We start from the raw sequence: 18,604 nt of genomic DNA on the forward strand, positions 1-18,604 counted from the left end.
TCTAGGCATCATCGTGTCCGGAGCGAAGAGGCTCCGGGACGTGCAGAGAAGCGCCCTACAGGGAAGGTCACAGAATGCACCACACAGTCACACGACGGCGGGGACTCATCGCCATCACCGGAGCAGCGATCGCTGCTCTCACCCTGGCGGGATGCGTCGCCAGCGACCGAGGCGACAACGGAGACGAACCCGCCGGTGATGTCGACGGCACATTCGTGTTCGCGGCGTCGTCCGACCCGGCAAGCCTCGACCCGGCCTTTGCTCAGGACGGCGAGACCTTCCGCGTCTCGCGTCAGATGTTCGAGGGCCTCGTCGGCACCGAACCCGGAACGGCCGACCCGGCCCCGCTGCTCGCCGAGAGCTGGGAGTCCGCGGAAGACGGCATGTCGCACACCTTCACCCTCAAGGAAGGCGTGACCTTCCACGACGGCACGCCGTTCAACGCAGAGGCCGTCTGCTTCAACTTCGACCGCTGGTTCAACTGGACGGGTCTCGCCGCGTCCGAGGCGCTCGGCTACTACTACAACAAGCTCTTCAAGGGCTATTCCTCGAACGCCGCGGATGCCGTCTACAAGTCGTGCACCCCGGACGGTGACGCCAAGGTCACGATCGAGCTGAACAAGCCCTTCGCCGGGTTCGTCGCCTCGCTGTCGCTGCCGGCCTTCGGGATGCAGAGCCCCTCGGCGCTGGAGGAGTTCGGCGCGGACGAGGTCAGCGGCACCGCCGAGGCCCCCGTGCTCTCCGAGTACGCGACCGCGCACCCGGTCGGCACCGGCCCGTTCCAGTTCGAGGAGTGGGCTCCGGGCGAGCAGGTCACGCTGACCGGCTACGACGACTACTGGGGTGAGAAGGGCCAGATCGACGAGATCATCTTCCGCACGATCGATGACCCGACCGCGCGCCGCCAGGCGCTCGAAGCCGGCGACATCGACGGCTTCGACCTCGTCGGCCCGGCAGACAGCCAGGCACTCGAGGACGATGGATTCACGATGGTCTCCCGTCCGCCGTTCACCGTGCTCTACCTCGCCTTCAACCAGGTGGTGCCCGAGCTGCAGGACATCCGGGTCCGTGAGGCGCTCTCGTACGCCGTCGACAAGGACGCGCTGATCAAGCAGGTGCTCCCGGCAGGCACGGAGAAGGCGACGCAGTTCGTTCCGCCGGTCGTCAACGGATACAACAAGGACGTCACCACCTTCGACTACGACCCGGACAAGGCGATGGCGCTGCTCGAGGAGGCCGGCTACACCGCCGACAAGCCCCTGACGCTGACCTTCAACTACCCGGTCAACGTCTCGCGTCCCTACATGCCGGACCCCGAGCAGATCTACACCGTCCTCGCGTCGCAGCTCGCCGAGGTGGGCGTCAAGGTCAACCCGGTGACGGATGCCTGGAACCCGGACTACCTGGAGAAGATCACCGCTGGTTCCGACCACGGCATCCACCTGCTCGGCTGGACCGGCGACTACAACGACACCGACAACTTCGTCGGCGTCTTCTTCGGCCAGAAGAGCTCCGAGTGGGGCTTCGACAACCCCGAGCTGTTCCAGAAGCTCACCGAGGCGCGTGGCATCTCCAGCCTCGAGGAGCAGACGCCGCTCTACGAGGAGATCAACGAGGATGTCGCGCAGTTCATCCCCGGTGTCCCGCTCGCGCACCCGGCGCCGACCCTGGCGTTCGACTCCCGCGTGAAGAGCTACCCGGCGAGCCCGGTGAACGACGAGGTCTTCACGGACATCGTCCTCACCAAGTAAGCCTGACCGACGCGGCGTCCTTCGTCTCGTCGCTTTGCTCCTCGCTCAGGAACCGGATTGAAACCGGTTCCTGAGCGAGGAGCGAGACGAAGGCCGCCGCATCCGATCGACGGAGATCTTCGTGCTGCGCACCATCGGCAGGCGACTGCTGTTCCTCATTCCCACCCTGCTCGGCCTCAGCATCCTGCTGTTCGCCTGGGTCAGGGCCCTCCCCGGCGGACCCGCCGTCGCTCTTCTCGGCGAGAAGGCGACCCCGGAGGCCATCGAGCGGATCAACGAGCTCTACGGCTTCAACCGCCCTATCCTCGAGCAGTACTTCATCTGGATGGGTCGGCTGATCCAGGGTGACTTCGGCTCATCGATCGTCACTTCCCGGCCGGTGGTCGAGGAGTTCTTCCGGCGGTTCCCCGCGACGATCGAGCTGAGCGTGATGGCGCTGATCTTCGCGATCGGCGTCGGCATCCCGCTCGGCTACTGGGCTGCCCGCCGACACGGGAAGCTCACCGATCACGCCTCCGTCGTATTGAGCCTGATCGGCATCACCATCCCGGTGTTCTTCCTGGCGTTCATCCTGAAATACGTCTTCGCCGTCCAGCTGGGCTGGCTGCCCTCCGACGGGCGCCAGAATCCGCGGATCGACGCCACCCATCCCACCGGCTTCTACGTGTGGGACGGCATCATCACGGGGGAGTTCGATGCATCCTGGGATGCGATCGTGCATCTCATCCTCCCGGCGCTCGCGCTCGGCACCATCCCGCTCGCGATCATCGTGCGCATCACCCGGGCGAGCGTCCTCGAGGTGCAGAACGCCGACTACGTGCGTACCGGCCGGGCCAAGGGCGTCGGCGCGCCGACGCTTCGGAACAGGTTCATCCTGCGCAACGCCATGCTGCCGGTGATCACCACGATCGGCCTGCAGACCGGCCTTCTGATCTCCGGGGCGGTGCTCACCGAGACGGTGTTCGCCTTCCCCGGCATCGGATCGTTCCTCGCGCGGGCGATCTTCTCCCGCGACTTTCCTGTCCTCCAGGGGTTCATCATCTTCATCGCGATCGCCTACGCGTTGATCAACCTCGCGGTCGACGTCTCATACAGCTTCATCGATCCGAGAGTGAGGGTGCAGTGATGTCCCTGGAAACTCGAACGGCCGCCCGAGAGGAGTCCGCGTCATGAGCGCCGCACTCCCTCCCGCCCAGGGCGCCGGAATCATCGACACGGTCGCCATCGCGCAGGCCGGCCTCAACGACGGGCCAGGCGGCTTCTGGCGCGACGTGTTCCGCCGACTCCGCCGCAACCCCACCGCCTGGGTCGGCGCCGTCATCGTGCTGCTGTTCCTGCTCGTCGCGATTCTCGCCCCTGTCCTCGCGCCGTACCCGGAGACCGCTCTTCCCGGCGCGAAGTTCATCACCCCGACAGACATCCCCGGTCCCGGAGAGGTAGCGGGGTTCCCGCTCGGCCTCGATCGCTTCGGCGGCGACGTGCTCTCCAAACTGATCTGGGGTGCGCAGGCATCGCTCCTCGTCGGCGTCATCTCCACAGCACTCGGCCTAGCCGGCGGAATGCTGCTGGGGCTCCTCGCCGGCACCTTCGGCGGCTGGGTCGACACGATCATCATGCGCTTCGTCGACATCATCCTCTCGGTCCCGAACCTGCTGCTCGCTGTGTCGATCGCCGCGATCCTCGGGCAGACGCCGTTCGCGGTGATGATCGCCATCGGTGCGTCCAGCGTGCCGATCTTCGCGCGACTGCTGCGGGCATCGATGCTGCAGCAGCGCTCCAGCGACTACGTCCTGTCCGCGCAGACGCTCGGGCTCGGTCGCGGGCGGATCACGATGACGCACGTGCTCCCCAACGCCATCGGGCCCGTGATCGTGCAGGGCACTCTGACGCTCGCCACCGCCGTGATCGACGCCGCCGCGCTGTCGTTCCTCGGTCTCGGCGGCGGTCGCCCCGAGACGGCGGAATGGGGTCGGATGCTGACCTACGCTCAGAGCGAGCTCGCGATCGCCCCGCAGCTGGCGTTCCTCCCCGGTATCTGCATCGCGATCACCGCACTCGGATTCACGCTGTTCGGTGAGGCGCTGCGCGAGGCCATGGACCCCCGGACGAGGGCACGATGAACGCGCGGAACGATGGCGCGAAGAGCGCCGCGAAGGAGAATGAGATGTCCAGCGCTCCGCTGCTGTCCGTCGAGGGTCTCGCCGTGGACTTCGCCACGATGGACGGCGTCGTCCATGCCGTGGAGGGGGTGGACCTCGAGATCCGTCCGGGGGAGACCGTCGCGATCGTGGGGGAGTCGGGTTCCGGCAAGTCCACCACCGCGATGGCCATCATCGGCCTGCTGGCCGGCGGCGGCAAGATCGCGTCCGGCAGCATCCGCCTCGACGGCAAGGAGATCTCGCGGGCAACGGAGCACGAACTCCGGATGATCCGCGGGCGTGACATCGGTCTCGTTCCACAGGACCCGATGTCGAACCTCAACCCGGTCGCCAAGATCGGCACGCAGGTGGCGGAGACGCTCCTGGCGCATGGACTCGCCAACCGTCAGAACGTGCAGGCGAAGGTCGTGGAAGCACTGACCGCGGCGGGCCTGCCCGACCCGGAGCGCCGTGCCAAGCAGTATCCGCATGAGTTCTCCGGCGGCATGCGCCAGCGGGCGCTCATCGCGATCGGTCTGGCGTGCAAGCCGCGGCTGCTGATCGCCGACGAGCCCACGAGCGCGCTCGACGTCACGGTGCAGCAGACGATCCTCGACCAGATCGGGGCGATGGCCCGCGATCTGGGAACCGCTGTGCTGCTCATCACGCACGACCTCGGCCTCGCGGCCGAGCGCGCGGAGCGGGTCATCGTGATGCACCGCGGCAAGGTCGTGGAGCAGGGCTCGGCACGGCAGATCCTCGAATCACCGCAGCACCCGTACACGCAGTCGCTCGTCGCCGCGGCGCCGTCCGTCGCGGCAGCGCGCCTGCGGCCGGAGGTGTTCCACGCCGAGGACCGGGCCGCCGCGACCCGGGACGACGTTGCCGCCGAGGCCGAGAAGCCGAAGGACAACATCGTCGAGATCGAGAACCTCACCAAGGTCTATCCCGTGCGCGGCCGCGGTGACGACTTCGTGGCCGTCGACGGCGTCTCGCTGGCGATCCCCCGCGGGGAGACGGTCGCGATCGTGGGGGAGTCCGGTTCGGGCAAGACCACGACGGCGCGGATGCTGCTCAAGGTGATCGAGCCCACGAGCGGCCTGATCCGCTACGAAGGCAAGGACATCTCGACGCTCAGCCGGGCGGAGACGAAGAACTTCCGCCAGCAGGTGCAGCCGATCTTCCAGGATCCGTACTCGAGCCTGAACCCGATGTTCACGATCGAACGTCTGATCGCTGAGCCGCTGGACTTCTACAAGCGGGGGAGCAGTGCGGAGCGGCGCAAGCGCGTGCGGCAGCTGCTCGACGACGTGGCACTGCCGCAGTCGATGCTGCGCCGGTATCCGTCCGAGCTCTCTGGTGGACAGCGGCAGCGCGTCGCGATCGCGCGGGCTCTTGCGCTCTCGCCCGATGTGATCGTGTGCGACGAGCCGGTCTCCGCACTGGACGTGCTGGTGCAGGACCAGATCCTGAAGCTGCTCGGCGACCTGCAGCGGGAGTACGGCCTGAGCTACCTCTTCATCTCGCACGACCTCGCGGTGGTGCGGTTGATCAGCGACTACGTCTGCGTGATGAAGGACGGGAAGCTCGTCGAGGCGGCGTCGTCGGAGGAGATCTTCACGAACCCCCGCGACCCGTACACGCGCCGTCTGCTGGCGTCGATCCCGGGGAACGAGCTCAACATCGCGTCCTGACTCTCAGGGCGCCTGCGCGCATCATGATGCATTGACGACGCATCATGATGCGCGTAGCGTTGAGGGATGCGCACCACAGTCAACATCGACGACGATCTCCTCGCTGAGATCAAGGTCATCGCAGGGAAGAAGCACGCGTCTCTCGGAGATGTCGTCGATGACGCGCTTCGCGAGTATCTCGCCGAGCGGAAGCAACCGGTCGTCGATTTCTCCTGGGCGGATGTAGGGATAGAAGTTGCGGGCGGGCTGGGAATGCGCCCCGGCGTCAATTGGCGCAGCAACTCCGCCATGCTCGATCTGATGGAAGATCTGTGATCCTTCTCGACGTCAACATCTGGCTGCCAGTTCTTCGCCCCGACGACGCGCAGCATCAGCGCGTGTCCGATTGGCTCGCATCGGTGCGCGCCGAGGGCGAGATGATCGGGGTTTCAGAATTGGCCCTGTCGGGCGCCGTTCGACTGATGACCCATCCCCGTATCTTCGTACCGCCGTCCGAGCCCGCAGAGGCCATGGATGCTTGCCGGAACGCGATCGCCGCCCCGGGGACACGTATCCTGCGTCCGGGGGAGCGGCACTGGCGGGTCTTCGACCGCCTCGTGCGTCAGGCGGGAGCACGGGGAAACGACGTCCCCGACGCATATCACGCGGCCCTCGCGATCGAGCATGGAGCAGCACTGGCGTCCTTCGATCGCGGGCTGGCGCGGTTCGAGGGGCTCCGCCTGATCGACCCCTCCGCTGCCTGATCGGACGCTTTTACCGCAGCATCCGAGATTGGTCAAGGACTGAGCTTGCCATGTCGCAGAATCGCACGTATAGTTGGTAGTTGCGCTCGCTTCTCCCTGCCCTCATATGGTGGTCGGCATTCGTTGAGTCTTTGAGCGCACACTCCACCTGACGACAAAGGAATCGAGAAGCCCTGCGGGGCTCACGGAGGTTATTCCCTTGGCTGCTGCTCGCAACGCATCCACATCCACCACCACCAAGAACGGACGCGGAGCATCCCGTCTTTCGTTCGCCAAGATCTCCGACACCCTGACGGTCCCTGACCTTCTGGCTCTGCAGACCGAATCCTTCGGTTGGCTCGTCGGCAACGACGCCTGGAAGGCGCGCGTTGCCGAAGCCAAGAAGGCCGGCCGCACCGACGTCAACGAGAACTCGGGCCTCGGCGAGATCTTCGAGGAGATCTCCCCGATCGAGGACCTCGGCGAAACGATGCAGCTGTCGTTCACGAACCCGTACCTCGAGCCGGAGAAGTACTCCATCGACGAGTGCAAGGAGCGCGGCAAGACGTACGCCGCTCCGCTGTACGTCGAGGCTGAGTTCATGAACCACCTCACGGGTGAGATCAAGACCCAGACGGTCTTCATGGGCGACTTCCCGCTGCAGACCGACAAGGGAACGTTCATCATCAACGGCTCCGAGCGCGTCGTCGTCTCGCAGCTCGTGCGTTCACCCGGTGTGTACTTCGACAAGACGCCCGACAAGACGTCCGACAAGGACATCGTCTCGGCCCGCGTCATCCCGAGCCGTGGTGCCTGGCTCGAGTTCGAGATCGACAAGCGCGACCAGGTCGGCGTGCGCGTCGACCGCAAGCGCAAGCAGTCGGTCACGGTCTTCCTCAAGGCCCTGGGCATGACGAGCGAGGAGATCCTCGCCGAGTTCGCCGGCTACACCTCGATCGAGGAGACGCTCGCGAAGGACACGATCGTCACGAAGGAAGATGCCCTCCGCGACATCTACCGCAAGCTCCGTCCGGGCGAGCAGGTCGCCGCTGAGGCTGCCCGCGCGCTGCTGGACAACTTCTACTTCAACCCGAAGCGCTACGACCTGGCCAAGGTGGGTCGCTACAAGATCAACCACAAGCTGGGCCTCGACCAGCCGCTGAACTCGTCGGTGCTGACCGTCGAAGACATCGTCGCCACGATCAAGTACCTCGTGCGTCTGCACGCAGGCACCGAGGAGACCTTCACCGGCATCCGCTCGGGCAAGAAGGCCGAGATCCGTCTCGCGACCGACGACATCGACAACTTCGGCAACCGTCGCATCCGCGCGGTCGGCGAGCTGATCCAGAACCAGGTCCGCACCGGTCTGTCCCGCATGGAGCGCGTCGTCCGCGAGCGCATGACCACGCAGGACATCGAGGCGATCACGCCGCAGACCCTGATCAACGTGCGCCCCGTCGTCGCCGCGATCAAGGAGTTCTTCGGAACGTCGCAGCTGTCGCAGTTCATGGACCAGAACAACCCGCTCGCCGGTCTGACGAACAAGCGTCGTCTCTCCGCGCTGGGCCCGGGTGGTCTGTCCCGTGACCGCGCCGGTGTCGAGGTCCGTGACGTCCACCCGTCGCACTACGGCCGCATGTGCCCGATCGAGACCCCGGAAGGCCCGAACATCGGTCTGATCGGAGCTCTCGCGACCTTCGCGCGCATCAACTCCTTCGGCTTCATCGAGACCCCGTACCGCAAGGTCACCAACGGTGTCGTCACCGAGCACATCGACTACCTGACGGCTTCCGAAGAGGTCGACTTCAACATCGCGCAGGCCAACGCCCCGCTCGATGCCAAGGGTCGCTTCATCGAGAGCCACGTCCTGGCCCGCCCCAAGGGCGGCAGCGGCGAGGTCGACATGTTCCTCCCCGAGGACATCGGCTACATCGACGTCTCTCCGCGCCAGATGGTGTCGGTCGCGACCTCGCTCGTGCCGTTCCTCGAGCACGACGATGCACAGCGCGCCCTCATGGGTGCCAACATGCAGCGTCAGGCTGTGCCGCTGCTCCGCAGCGACTCGCCGCTCGTCGGAACCGGTATGGAGGGCTACACGGCCATCGACGCCGGTGACGTGCTCACCGCCGACAAGGCCGGTGTCGTCTCCGAGGTCTCCGCCGACCGCGTCGTCGTCATGCTCGACGAGGGTGGAACGCAGGAATACCACCTGCGCAAGTTCGACCGCTCCAACCAGGGCACGTCGTACAACCAGAAGGTCGTCGTCAACGAGGGCGACCGCGTCGAGGTCGGCGAGGTCGTCGCAGACGGTCCCGCCACCGAGAACGGCGAGCTGGCACTCGGAAAGAACCTCCTCGTCGCGTTCATGACGTGGGAAGGCTACAACTTCGAGGACGCCATCATCCTCAGCCAGGACCTCGTGAAGGACGACACCCTCTCCTCGATTCACATCGAGGAGTACGAGGTCGACGCTCGCGACACCAAGCTCGGCAAGGAGGAGATCACCCGTGACCTCCCCAACGTCAGCCCTGAGCTGCTGAAGGACCTCGACGAGCGCGGCATCATCCGCATCGGTGCCGAGGTCCGCCCCGGCGACATCCTCGTCGGCAAGGTCACGCCGAAGGGCGAGACCGAGCTGTCGGCCGAGGAGCGTCTGCTCCGCGCGATCTTCAACGAGAAGAGCCGCGAGGTCCGCGACACGTCCCTGAAGGTGCCTCACGGCGAGCAGGGCACGATCATCGCGGTCAAGGAGTTCAACGCCGAAGACGGCGATGACGAGCTCGGCTCCGGCGTCAACCGCCGCGTCGTTGTCTACATCGCCCAGAAGCGCAAGATCACCGAGGGCGACAAGCTCGCCGGCCGCCACGGCAACAAGGGTGTCATCGCGAAGATCCTTCCGATCGAGGACATGCCGTTCCTGTCGGACGGCACCCCGGTCGACATCGTGCTGAACCCGCTCGGCATCCCGGGTCGAATGAACTTCGGCCAGGTGCTGGAGACCCACCTCGGGTGGATCGCCAAGCAGGGCTGGAAGGTCGAAGGCACGCCGGAGTGGGCTGCACGTCTGCCGGAGGAGGCTTTCGAGGCCGCTCCCGGTACGAAGGTCGCCACCCCGGTGTTCGACGGTGCGAGCGAGGAGGAGATCGCTGGTCTCCTCGACGCGACCACGCCGACCCGCGACGGTGTCCGTCTGATCGACTCGAGCGGCAAGACGCAGCTCTTCGACGGTCGTTCGGGTGAGCCGTTCCCGGCGCCGATCTCGGTGGGCTACATGTACATCCTGAAGCTCCACCACCTGGTCGACGACAAGATCCACGCGCGTTCCACGGGTCCGTACTCGATGATCACCCAGCAGCCGCTCGGTGGTAAGGCGCAGTTCGGTGGACAGCGCTTCGGTGAGATGGAGGTGTGGGCCCTCGAGGCCTACGGCGCCGCATACGCGCTCCAGGAGCTCCTCACGATCAAGTCCGACGACATCCTTGGCCGCGTCAAGGTGTACGAGGCGATCGTCAAGGGCGAGAACATCCAGGAGCCCGGCATCCCCGAGTCCTTCAAGGTGCTCATGAAGGAGATGCAGTCGCTGTGCCTGAACGTCGAGGTCCTCTCGGCCGACGGCACGCTGGTCAACCTCCGCGACACCGACGACGAGGCCTTCCGCGCAGCGGAAGAACTCGGGATCAACATCTCCAGCCGCTTCGAGGCTGCCTCGATCGACGAGATCTAAGGTCTGGGCCGCCGCCGGAGCGGCGGCCCAGCCCCCGATCTCTTCAAAAAGAATTCCGACACAGGAGAATCAGTGCTCGAGTCAAACACTTTCGATGAGCTTCGCATCGGCCTCGCCACCGCGGACCACATCCGCGCGTGGTCGTACGGTGAGGTCAAGAAGCCCGAAACCATCAACTACCGCACCCTGAAGCCCGAGAAGGATGGCCTCTTCGGAGAGCAGATCTTCGGACCGTCCCGCGACTGGGAGTGCGCGTGCGGCAAGTACAAGCGCGTCCGCTTCAAGGGCATCGTCTGCGAGCGCTGCGGCGTGGAGGTCACCAAGAGCTCCGTCCGTCGTGAGCGCATGGGTCACATCGAGCTCGCCGCTCCCGTCACCCACATCTGGTACTTCAAGGGCGTGCCCTCGCGTCTCGGCTACCTGCTCGACATGGCGCCGAAGGACCTCGAGAAGGTCATCTACTTCGCCGCCTACATGGTCATCTCGGTCGACGAGGATGCTCGTCACCGCGACCTGGGTACGCAGGAGAACAACATCCGTCTCGAGCTGAAGACGCTCGGTGACCGCCGCGACGCGAAGATCGCCGAGCGCCTGGCTCGTCTCGAGGAGGAGCTCGCTGCTCTCGAGGCCGAGGGTGCCAAGGCCGACGCGAAGAAGAAGGTCAAGGACGCCGCCGAGAAGGAGATGTCGCTCATCCGCAAGGGTGCCGACGAACAGATCGCCAAGCTCGAGCGCGTGTGGGAAGACTTCCGCACCCTCGAGGTCGGTGCCCTGCGCCCGGAGGACGACGTCTTCCACGAGCTGCAGGACCGTTTCGGTCAGTACTTCGAGGCCTACATGGGCGCCGAGTCGATCCAGCGTCGCCTCGCGGCGTTCGACCTCGCGGCCGAGGCGGAGAACCTGCACCTGCAGATCTCCGAGGGCAAGGGTCAGCGCAAGATCCGCGCGATCAAGCGCCTGAAGGTCGTCAACTCGTTCCTGGAGACCGGCATGAGCCCGGCCGCCATGGTCCTCGACGTCGTCCCGGTGATCCCGCCGGAGCTGCGCCCGATGGTGCAGCTCGACGGTGGCCGCTTCGCGACCTCCGACCTCAACGACCTCTACCGTCGTGTGATCAACCGCAACAACCGTCTCCGTCGTCTGATCGATCTGGGTGCGCCCGAGATCATCGTCAACAACGAGAAGCGGATGCTGCAGGAGGCCGTCGACGCCCTGTTCGACAACGGTCGCCGTGGTCGTCCCGTCACCGGTACCGGAAACCGCGCCCTGAAGTCGCTCAGCGACATGCTCAAGGGCAAGCAGGGTCGTTTCCGTCAGAACCTGCTCGGCAAGCGCGTCGACTACTCGGGCCGTTCGGTCATCATCGTCGGCCCGCAGCTGAAGCTGCACCAGTGCGGTCTGCCCAAGCAGATGGCTCTGGAGCTCTTCAAGCCGTTCGTCATCAAGCGCCTGATCGACCTCGGTCACTCGCAGAACATCAAGGCCGCCAAGCGCGCCGTGGAGCGCACCCGTCCCGAGGTCTGGGACGTGCTCGAGGAGATCATCCGCGAGCGTCCGGTGCTGCTCAACCGTGCGCCCACGCTGCACCGTCTCGGCATCCAGGCCTTCGAGCCTCAGCTCGTCGAGGGCAAGGCCATCCAGCTGCACCCGCTCGTCTGCGCGGCGTTCAACGCCGACTTCGACGGTGACCAGATGGCTGTGCACCTGCCGCTGTCGGTCGAGGCTCAGGCCGAGGCCCGCGTGCTGATGCTCGCGTCGAACAACATCCTGAAGCCGTCCGACGGCCGCCCGGTCACCCTGCCTTCGCAGGACATGATCATCGGTCTGCACCACCTGACCACGGTCAAGGACGGCGCAGCCGGTGAGGGTCGTGCATTCGGTTCGGTGGGCGAGGCGATCCTGGCGAAGGACGAGGGAACCCTCGACCTGCAGGCCAAGGTCCGCATCCGCATCCCGGGTCTGACGTTCCTCGAGGGCGACGCTCCCGAGGGCTACGAGCGCCACGGTCTCGTCGACGCCTCGCTGGGTCAGGCGATCTTCAACGACACGCTGCCCAAGGGCTACCCGTTCGTCCGCGAGCAGGCTGACAAGAACAAGCTGTCGCAGATCGTCAACAAGCTGGCTGAGGAGTACCCGAAGGTCGAGACGGCTGCGTCGCTGGACCGCATCAAGGACGCCGGTTTCTACTGGGCAACGCGCTCCGGTGTCACCGTCGCCCTGAGCGACATCCTCACCCCGCCGAACAAGGCAGAGATCGTCGCCGGCTACGAGAAGCAGGCCGCGAAGGTCCAGTCCCAGTACGAGAAGGGCCTCACGACCGACACCGAGCGTCGTCAGGAGCTCATCAAGATCTGGACCGAGGCGACCGACGAGGTTCAGACCGCGATGCGGGCGAACTTCCCGGAAGACAACACCATCAACCGCATGGTGTCCTCCGGCGCCCGTGGTAACTGGCTGCAGATCCGGAACATCGCCGGTATGCGTGGTCTGGTGAACAACCCCAAGGGTGAGATCATCCCGCGTCCGATCATCTCCTCGTACCGCGAGGGTCTGTCGGTGGCGGAGTACTTCATCGCGACGCACGGTACCCGTAAGGGTCTGGCCGACACCGCTCTGCGTACCGCCGACTCGGGTTACCTGACCCGTCGTCTGGTGGATGTCTCGCAGGACGTCATCATCCGCGAAGAGGACTGCGGCACGTCGAAGGGCCTCGAGCTCCCGATCGCCGCTCCGAACTCGCAGGGTGAGCTGGTGCGTGACGCGAACGTCGAGAACTCGGTGTTCGCTCGTACCCTGGCCTCCGACGTGGTCAGCGAGTCGGGCGAGGTCCTCGCCTCGGCCGGTGACGACGTGGGCGACGTGCTCATCGACAAGCTGGTCGACCTCGGTGTCGAGAGCATCAAGGTGCGCTCGGTCCTGACCTGCGACTCCGCTGTCGGTGTCTGCGCGCAGTGCTACGGACGCTCGCTCGCGACGGGTAAGACCGTCGACATCGGCGAGGCCGTCGGCATCATCGCGGCCCAGTCGATCGGTGAGCCCGGTACCCAGCTGACGATGCGTACCTTCCACACGGGTGGTTCGGCATCGGCGGATGACATCACGCAGGGTCTTCCCCGTGTGCAGGAGCTCTTCGAGGCTCGTACCCCCAAGGGTGCGTCCCCGATCGCCGAGGCCGATGGTCGCATCACGATCGACGAGTCCGACAAGGGCAAGAAGGTCATCCTCACGCCCGACAGCGGCGACGAGGCAGTGATCTACCCGGTGCTGAAGCGTGCGACGCTTCTCGTCGAGGACGGGCAGCACGTCACGGTCGGTCAGCCGATCCTGGTGGGCACGCTCGACCCGAAGGAGATCATGCGCGTCATGGGCGCCCGCGAGGTGCAGCGTTACCTCGTTGGCGGCGTCCAGGGCGTGTACCGCTCGCAGGGTGTGCCGATCCACGACAAGCACATCGAGGTCATCGTCCGTCAGATGCTCCGCAAGGTCACCGTCGTCGATCACGCCGACACGACCCTGCTCCCGGGTGAGATGGTCGACCTCAAGCGCTACCAGGCGATCAACCGCGAGGCTGTGGCAGAGGGCAAGCGCCCCGCGTCTGGCCGTTCGGAGCTGATGGGTATCACGAAGGCGTCGCTCGCGACCGAGTCGTGGCTGTCGGCCGCCTCCTTCCAGGAGACGACCCGCGTGCTCACCGAGGCTGCGATGCAGGGCAAGCGCGACCCGCTGGTCGGTCTCAAGGAGAACGTCATCATCGGTAAGCTCATCCCCGCCGGAACCGGTCTCTCGAAGTACCGCGACGTCACGGTCGAGGCGACGGAAGAAGCCAAGAGCGAGCGCTACCCGAACCGGATCTTCGCATCCGACGGTGCGTACGCTGACGGTGACTTCGGTTACGTCGACTTCGACGCGTTCTCGACGGACGACATCACGCCCGGTACCTATAACTGAGGTACTGAGTGACTGAGAAGGCCCCGGGGTTCACCCCGGGGCCTTCTTCGTGCGTGCGGGGCCACCTTCCGTTCGAATCGCGCAACTGGGCGCATTCCGGCGTGGTTTAGACCCATTTGCGCGATTCGAACGGCAGATCAGTCGAAGAGGTGCTCCACGATGCTCGAGGTGTACCCGTCGGGCGCGAGGTTCGAGTAGCGGGTGTCGATCAGCACGTCGTCCTTCCAGAACAGCGTGCGGCCGTCGGTGACGGGGTAGGTCTCGTTCGGCCAGGTCTTCTCGCAGCGTGTCCCACCGTCGGGAGTGAAGCAGGAGAACCCCTCGTCGTTCGCGAGCGCGTTGAGCAAGTCGAGCGCGCGGCCGCGGTTCATGCCGGAGATGGTGGTCGTGAGCCCGGTGGTGTCGGCACGCGGGTCGGCCCAGATGCAGGTGAGGGTGCCGTTCTCTCCGACACCAGAGGGACCGAACGCGGCATCGTTCAGCGGGATGCCTTCGAGTTGCGCGAGTACCGCCTCCGACAGGATCGCGCGGCAATCGGTCGGCAGCGCGATCGGCTTGGTCGTCGGGGTGGCGCTGGGGGAGGGCGACGGCGACGCCGTCTCGTCCGGGTCGTCGGTGGAAGACGAGGACGAGGACGGTTTCGGCGAGCCGCTCGAATTCACCGATCCCTCGGATGCCGGAGTGCACGCCGTGAGGGTCACCACGAGCAGCAGGGCGGTGGCTGCTGCGAAGGATCGCGCGTTCATGGGCACACCGTAGCGCGGTTCGGGTGCTCGTAACAGGAGGCGGTCGCGCATGCTTCCGCGCGCCGTCGCGCGATAGGGTCGGCGGATGAGCTTCGAGACCCCCGCCGCCGGTTCCACAGTCGTCATCGGCGATGCCCTGATCGATGAGATCCGCGACGATTCGGGTGTGCGTGAGCTGGTGGGCGGAGCGGCTCTGAACGTCGCCGTGGGGCTGCGCCGGCTCGGCATCCGCACCACCCTCATCGCCATGGTCGGCGATGACGAGCCCGGTGCGCACATCCGGGAGTATCTGCGCGATCATGGGGTCGACCTCATCGCGAGTGCGGCGCCGCACGGGTCGTCACGGGCGGTCGTGCAGCGTGCCGCGAACGGTGAGCCGCAGTACGTCTTCAACGAGGCCGCGCAGCAGCGCAGCATCCGCTATTCGCCGGAGGCGCGTGCGGCGATCGCGGCATCGGATCTCGTGGCCATCAGCTGCTTCCCGTTCGACGTGCCGGCCGAGGTCGACGCGCTCGCCGAGGCGCTCGACGGTGCGCGCCTGGCCATCGATCCGAACCCGCGCACCGGCATGTTGAGCGACCGGGAGGAGTTCGTTCGCGGGTTCGAACGGCTCGCGGCAGGCGCCGACATCGTGAAGGTCGGGGCCGATGACGCGGCGATCCTCTACGACGGCGACCTCGACGCGCTGCGCGCCCGGCTCCGCGGTCTCGGGGTGCGAGCCGTGCTCGCGACGGCGGGCGCGGAGGGAGCGATTCTCGAGACGGATGCCGGGACCGTGACCGCTCCGATCTCCGACCTGCCAGGACGCATCATCGACACGGTCGGGGCCGGCGATGCGACCCTCGCCGCCGTCGCCGCTGACCTCGTCTCGGGGACTCCCTCGACGCTCGACGACTGGCATGCGCTGCTGGAACGGGCGATGGACATCGCAGCGGCGACGTGCCGCGCAGAGGGCGGTCTGCTGCGCACTCCGGAGTCGCTCGCGGAATCGGAGCGGGGTGTGTTCGGCAGCTGATCCGCCGATTTCTTACCCCCGCCTCCGGCAGGTATGATTGTCTTTCGTGCCCCCGGTTGGCTGTTCAAGTCGGACGGGTGCGCTCTGGCGAGTTACCCAAGCGGCCAAAGGGATCTGACTGTAAATCAGACTGCATCGCATTCGGGGGTTCGAATCCCTCACTCGCCACCAGACCATAGAGGCCCGATCTCGCAGTAAGACGAGAGATCGGGCCTCAGTCGTCGGTGAGGTGGCCATGCCGGTCCCCGGCGAATCCCCGATACGGCGCGGACTGAAGCGGCCGACGTCCGCTGGATACGCCAAGATAAGCGTATGGCAACCCCCACTGAAGACATCTGGACGCTCAGCGCGGCCGGGAGTTACAACCGCGGCGACAACATGGCGTACACAACTGGGGTGTGCCCGAGCTGCGGCGCTCTGCAGTTCATTGTGGTGGCGCGGACGAAGAACGAGGATCGCGGATGGCTCCGGTGCATAAACTGCAAGCTGGCCGTGGCGGTCAATGGAGGCATGGCCTCGCCTGCTCAGAAGCCGTTGCGTGTGCCGTCCGGTCTACCTTCTGATGAGGAAGCAGTTTGGGCAGAGATCCGCGAGTGTCTAGGTGTCGGTGCTTACACGGCGTCGGTGATGCTCTGTCGCAAGCTCCTCATGCACGTCGCTGTCGCCCACGGCCTGCCCGCGAAGAACGGAAGTGACTTCGCCCCAAACTTCAAGCAATGCACCGACCATCTGCTCAAGGTGGGTATCGTCACCACACGAATGCAGCCGTGGATCGAGCGAATCAAGAACGTCGGCAACGAGGCGAACCATGAACTCTCCCCGGTCGGCAAGGACTCGGCACTCGACGTGGCAACCTTCACCATGAAGCTGCTCGAACTCGCCTATGAGATGGATGACACGATGGCCAAGGCGAGTCCTGTAGAGGGCGAATAGAGTCTCGCGAAAGGCGAGCGAGAGGGCACCCAAGAACGGACGCCCCATCTCGGCCGACCAGCTTCCCGCGTTGGTAGGAACCACCTACGCCGACCTTCGATTTCGGCGGTCTCGGAACCGGGGCGACAAACCGACCGAACCCATCGTGTTCGTCGGCTTTTGACTAGCAAGCAGTTCGCTCGGGACGTATGTATCCGTGCCGCAGCCTGCGTGCGCACGGAGAGCTTCCGGTTGCCGTGGTTGAAGCGGTACCGAAGGTCCAAGAAGCCACGAACAAAGGCGCAATGCACGGATGAGCGAGTGGATGCGGGCACTTGATCTCGACCTGCGCCGGCAGGGCGAGCCGGATCGAGGGCCGGTAGTCGTCGATCGACCGCCCCGCTTCGAGTCCATGCGGGTTGTTCCCACACTGTCGTCGGTTAGGCCAGGATGGTGCTGTGAGCAGTCTCCCTGAAGCCGGTGCGCCAAAGCCTAAATGGTGGGCGGTGGCATGGCGCTGGTGCCTAGGAAAGCGGCGGCAGATGCTGGGCTTGCTCCTTCTCCTGTTGGCGATTGGTGCGACCGGCCTAATCGCCACAGTCGACATAACAAAAGATGGCGGTTCCACCGTCGCCCTCCTGCTGGTCGTGATCGCTGCTCTCCTTCAGGGGGCTAGTGCGTTCACGTTCAGTGGTGTGGGCAAGGCGGACCCGACGCTAGCCCGATCGACGGTCAGACGGCTTTTTCAGCTGACCCAACGCGCGGCCGCGGCCAGAGGCGTCGCCGTTCAGGCGTTCGATGAGAAGATGGGCGACGATGAGCGGCGACAGCTAGTTGTAGTGCCCAGGGACGTTGTTTGATCTGGATGCCCTGATGTGACGAGAACCTCCAAGGCAGAGTGGAGCTGCTACCGCTTCCGCTCTGAACCGAGGAGGTTCTCGTGTCCCACGCTAATGCGGCCTTGACGCCGCGCCAACGACTCCGGCTGGCTCGGCAGGTCGTCGACGAGGGATGGCCGGTGGCGGGAGCTGCGAGGTACTTCCGGGTGTCGTATCCGACCGCGGCGAAATGGGCGAGGCGTTACGTCGAGCTTGGCGAGGCGGGGATGGCAGACCGGTCAAGCAGACCGCACCGGCATCCGAACAAGACCCCGCAGCCTGTCGTGAAGCGGATCGTGCATTTGCGGATCAAGAAGCGCTTGGGGCCGGTCCAGATCGCCGGACGGCTGGGGATGCAGGCCTCGACGGTCCACGCGGTGCTGGTCCGCTGCCGCCTGAATCGTCTCTCGCATGTCGATGTGAAGACCGGCGAGCCGGCTCGCCGCTACGAACACGACCGTCCCGGTTCCCTGATCCATGTCGATGTGAAGAAGCTGGGCAACATCCCGCTCGGCGGAGGCTGGCGGTTCGTTGGTCGGCAGCAAGGCGGCAAGAACCGAGCCGCGACCGATCAGCACCGCCGCAGGGGTAAACAGCGCGACCCGCTGCTCGGTCACGCCTACATCCACACCGTCATCGATGATCACTCCCGGGTCGCCTACGCGGAGATCCACGACGATGAGAAGGCCGAGACCGCGATCGGTGTCCTGCGTCGTGCAGCCTCTTGGTTCGCCGATCGCGGCGTCACCGTTGAGCGGGTGCTCTCTGACAACGGCCCTGCCTACAAGTCCCACGCCTGGCGAGCGGCATGCGCTGAGCTCAGTATTCGACACAAGCGAACCCGCCCCTACCGGCCGCAGACCAACGGCAAGATCGAAAGGTTCCATCGCACCCTCGCCGATGGCTGGGCCTACTCGAAGCACTACAACTCGGAATCAGCGCGCCGAGCCGCCCTGCCAGCCTGGTTGCACTTCTACAATCACCACAGGCCCCACACAGCCATCGGGAAGCTCCCGCCCATCAGCCGGATCTCAAACAACCTGACTGGGCACTACAGCTAGTCGGCCAGCTGGGTG

13 protein-coding genes and 1 tRNA gene are annotated in these 18,604 nt (G+C 65.6%); 13 read left to right on the top strand and 1 reads right to left on the bottom strand.

The annotated features are described in order from the left end of the window. The first annotated feature begins 74 nt into the window (after positions 1-74). The 8 genes from V5D55_RS10940 to rpoC all read left to right on the top strand — a co-directional run bounded on the left by V5D55_RS10940 (position 75) and on the right by rpoC (position 13,977). Positions 75-1,751, top strand: coding sequence for an ABC transporter substrate-binding protein (locus tag V5D55_RS10940; protein ID WP_435742874.1), 1,677 nt, complete (start codon positions 75-77; stop codon positions 1,749-1,751). A 121-nt stretch (positions 1,752-1,872) separates the two neighbouring features. Continuing rightward, positions 1,873-2,877 carry an ABC transporter permease gene (locus tag V5D55_RS10945; RefSeq protein WP_435742876.1) on the top strand — a complete coding sequence of 335 codons (1,005 nt, stop codon included), beginning with the start codon at positions 1,873-1,875 and terminating at the stop codon, positions 2,875-2,877. Between the two features lie 43 nt (positions 2,878-2,920). Further along, positions 2,921-3,871: an ABC transporter permease gene (locus V5D55_RS10950; RefSeq protein WP_435742878.1), complete on the top strand. Its 951-nt coding sequence runs from the start codon at positions 2,921-2,923 to the stop codon at positions 3,869-3,871. Between the two features lie 44 nt (positions 3,872-3,915). Then, on the top strand, positions 3,916-5,583 hold the full coding sequence (locus V5D55_RS10955) for an ABC transporter ATP-binding protein (protein WP_435742880.1): 1,668 nt from the start codon (positions 3,916-3,918) through the stop codon (positions 5,581-5,583). Positions 5,584-5,649: 66 nt separating this feature from the next. Next, complete coding sequence (locus tag V5D55_RS10960; RefSeq protein ID WP_435742882.1) at positions 5,650-5,898, top strand: type II toxin-antitoxin system VapB family antitoxin; 249 nt, start codon at positions 5,650-5,652, stop codon at positions 5,896-5,898. Continuing rightward, positions 5,895-6,326 carry a TA system VapC family ribonuclease toxin gene (locus V5D55_RS10965; protein ID WP_435742884.1) on the top strand — a complete coding sequence of 144 codons (432 nt, stop codon included), beginning with the start codon at positions 5,895-5,897 and terminating at the stop codon, positions 6,324-6,326. Before V5D55_RS10960 ends, V5D55_RS10965 begins: the two co-directional genes overlap by 4 nt. A gap of 199 nt (positions 6,327-6,525) precedes the next feature. Continuing rightward, positions 6,526-10,029, top strand: a complete 3,504-nt coding sequence (gene rpoB, locus V5D55_RS10970; protein ID WP_435742886.1) for a DNA-directed RNA polymerase subunit beta — start codon at positions 6,526-6,528, stop codon at positions 10,027-10,029. A 72-nt stretch (positions 10,030-10,101) separates the two neighbouring features. Beyond that, positions 10,102-13,977, top strand: coding sequence for a DNA-directed RNA polymerase subunit beta' (gene rpoC, locus V5D55_RS10975; RefSeq protein ID WP_435742888.1), 3,876 nt, complete (start codon positions 10,102-10,104; stop codon positions 13,975-13,977). Positions 13,978-14,114: 137 nt separating this feature from the next. On the opposite strand, the gene V5D55_RS10980 is transcribed toward rpoC, so the two are convergent. After that, on the bottom strand, positions 14,115-14,723 hold the full coding sequence (locus tag V5D55_RS10980) for a hypothetical protein (RefSeq protein WP_435742890.1): 609 nt from the start codon (positions 14,721-14,723) through the stop codon (positions 14,115-14,117). Positions 14,724-14,808: 85 nt separating this feature from the next. Between V5D55_RS10980 and V5D55_RS10985 the strand changes: the two genes are divergently transcribed. The 5 genes from V5D55_RS10985 (at position 14,809) to V5D55_RS11005 (ending at position 18,589) form a co-directional block, all read left to right on the top strand. Beyond that, the gene (locus V5D55_RS10985; protein WP_435742892.1) at positions 14,809-15,738 is read left to right on the top strand and encodes a PfkB family carbohydrate kinase; all 930 of its coding nucleotides are present in this window, start codon (positions 14,809-14,811) and stop codon (positions 15,736-15,738) included. An 86-nt stretch (positions 15,739-15,824) separates the two neighbouring features. After that, a tRNA-Tyr gene (locus V5D55_RS10990) sits at positions 15,825-15,909 on the top strand. Positions 15,910-16,050: 141 nt separating this feature from the next. Continuing rightward, on the top strand, positions 16,051-16,671 hold the full coding sequence (locus V5D55_RS10995) for a DUF4145 domain-containing protein (protein WP_435742894.1): 621 nt from the start codon (positions 16,051-16,053) through the stop codon (positions 16,669-16,671). 437 nt (positions 16,672-17,108) lie between these two features. After that, positions 17,109-17,510, top strand: a complete 402-nt coding sequence (locus V5D55_RS11000; protein ID WP_435742896.1) for a hypothetical protein — start codon at positions 17,109-17,111, stop codon at positions 17,508-17,510. Positions 17,511-17,590: 80 nt separating this feature from the next. Then, on the top strand, positions 17,591-18,589 hold the full coding sequence (locus V5D55_RS11005; RefSeq protein WP_435742898.1) for an IS481 family transposase: 999 nt from the start codon (positions 17,591-17,593) through the stop codon (positions 18,587-18,589). Positions 18,590-18,604: the final 15 nt, after the last annotated feature.

Origin of the sequence: Microbacterium sp. PMB16, assembly GCF_051294855.1 — a bacterium.
In the GTDB taxonomy this organism is placed as follows: Bacteria; Actinomycetota; Actinomycetes; order Actinomycetales; family Microbacteriaceae; genus Microbacterium.

Coding starts and splice junctions, on each gene's coding strand:
- V5D55_RS10980 (WP_435742890.1), bottom strand. CDS start 14,723: ATGAACGCGCGATCCTTCGCAGCAGCCACCGCCCTGCTGCTCGTGGTG.
- V5D55_RS10960 (WP_435742882.1), top strand. CDS start 5,650: ATGCGCACCACAGTCAACATCGACGACGATCTCCTCGCTGAGATCAAG.
- V5D55_RS10985 (WP_435742892.1), top strand. CDS start 14,809: ATGAGCTTCGAGACCCCCGCCGCCGGTTCCACAGTCGTCATCGGCGAT.
- V5D55_RS10940 (WP_435742874.1), top strand. CDS start 75: ATGCACCACACAGTCACACGACGGCGGGGACTCATCGCCATCACCGGA.
- V5D55_RS10995 (WP_435742894.1), top strand. CDS start 16,051: ATGGCAACCCCCACTGAAGACATCTGGACGCTCAGCGCGGCCGGGAGT.
- V5D55_RS10955 (WP_435742880.1), top strand. CDS start 3,916: ATGTCCAGCGCTCCGCTGCTGTCCGTCGAGGGTCTCGCCGTGGACTTC.
- V5D55_RS10950 (WP_435742878.1), top strand. CDS start 2,921: ATGAGCGCCGCACTCCCTCCCGCCCAGGGCGCCGGAATCATCGACACG.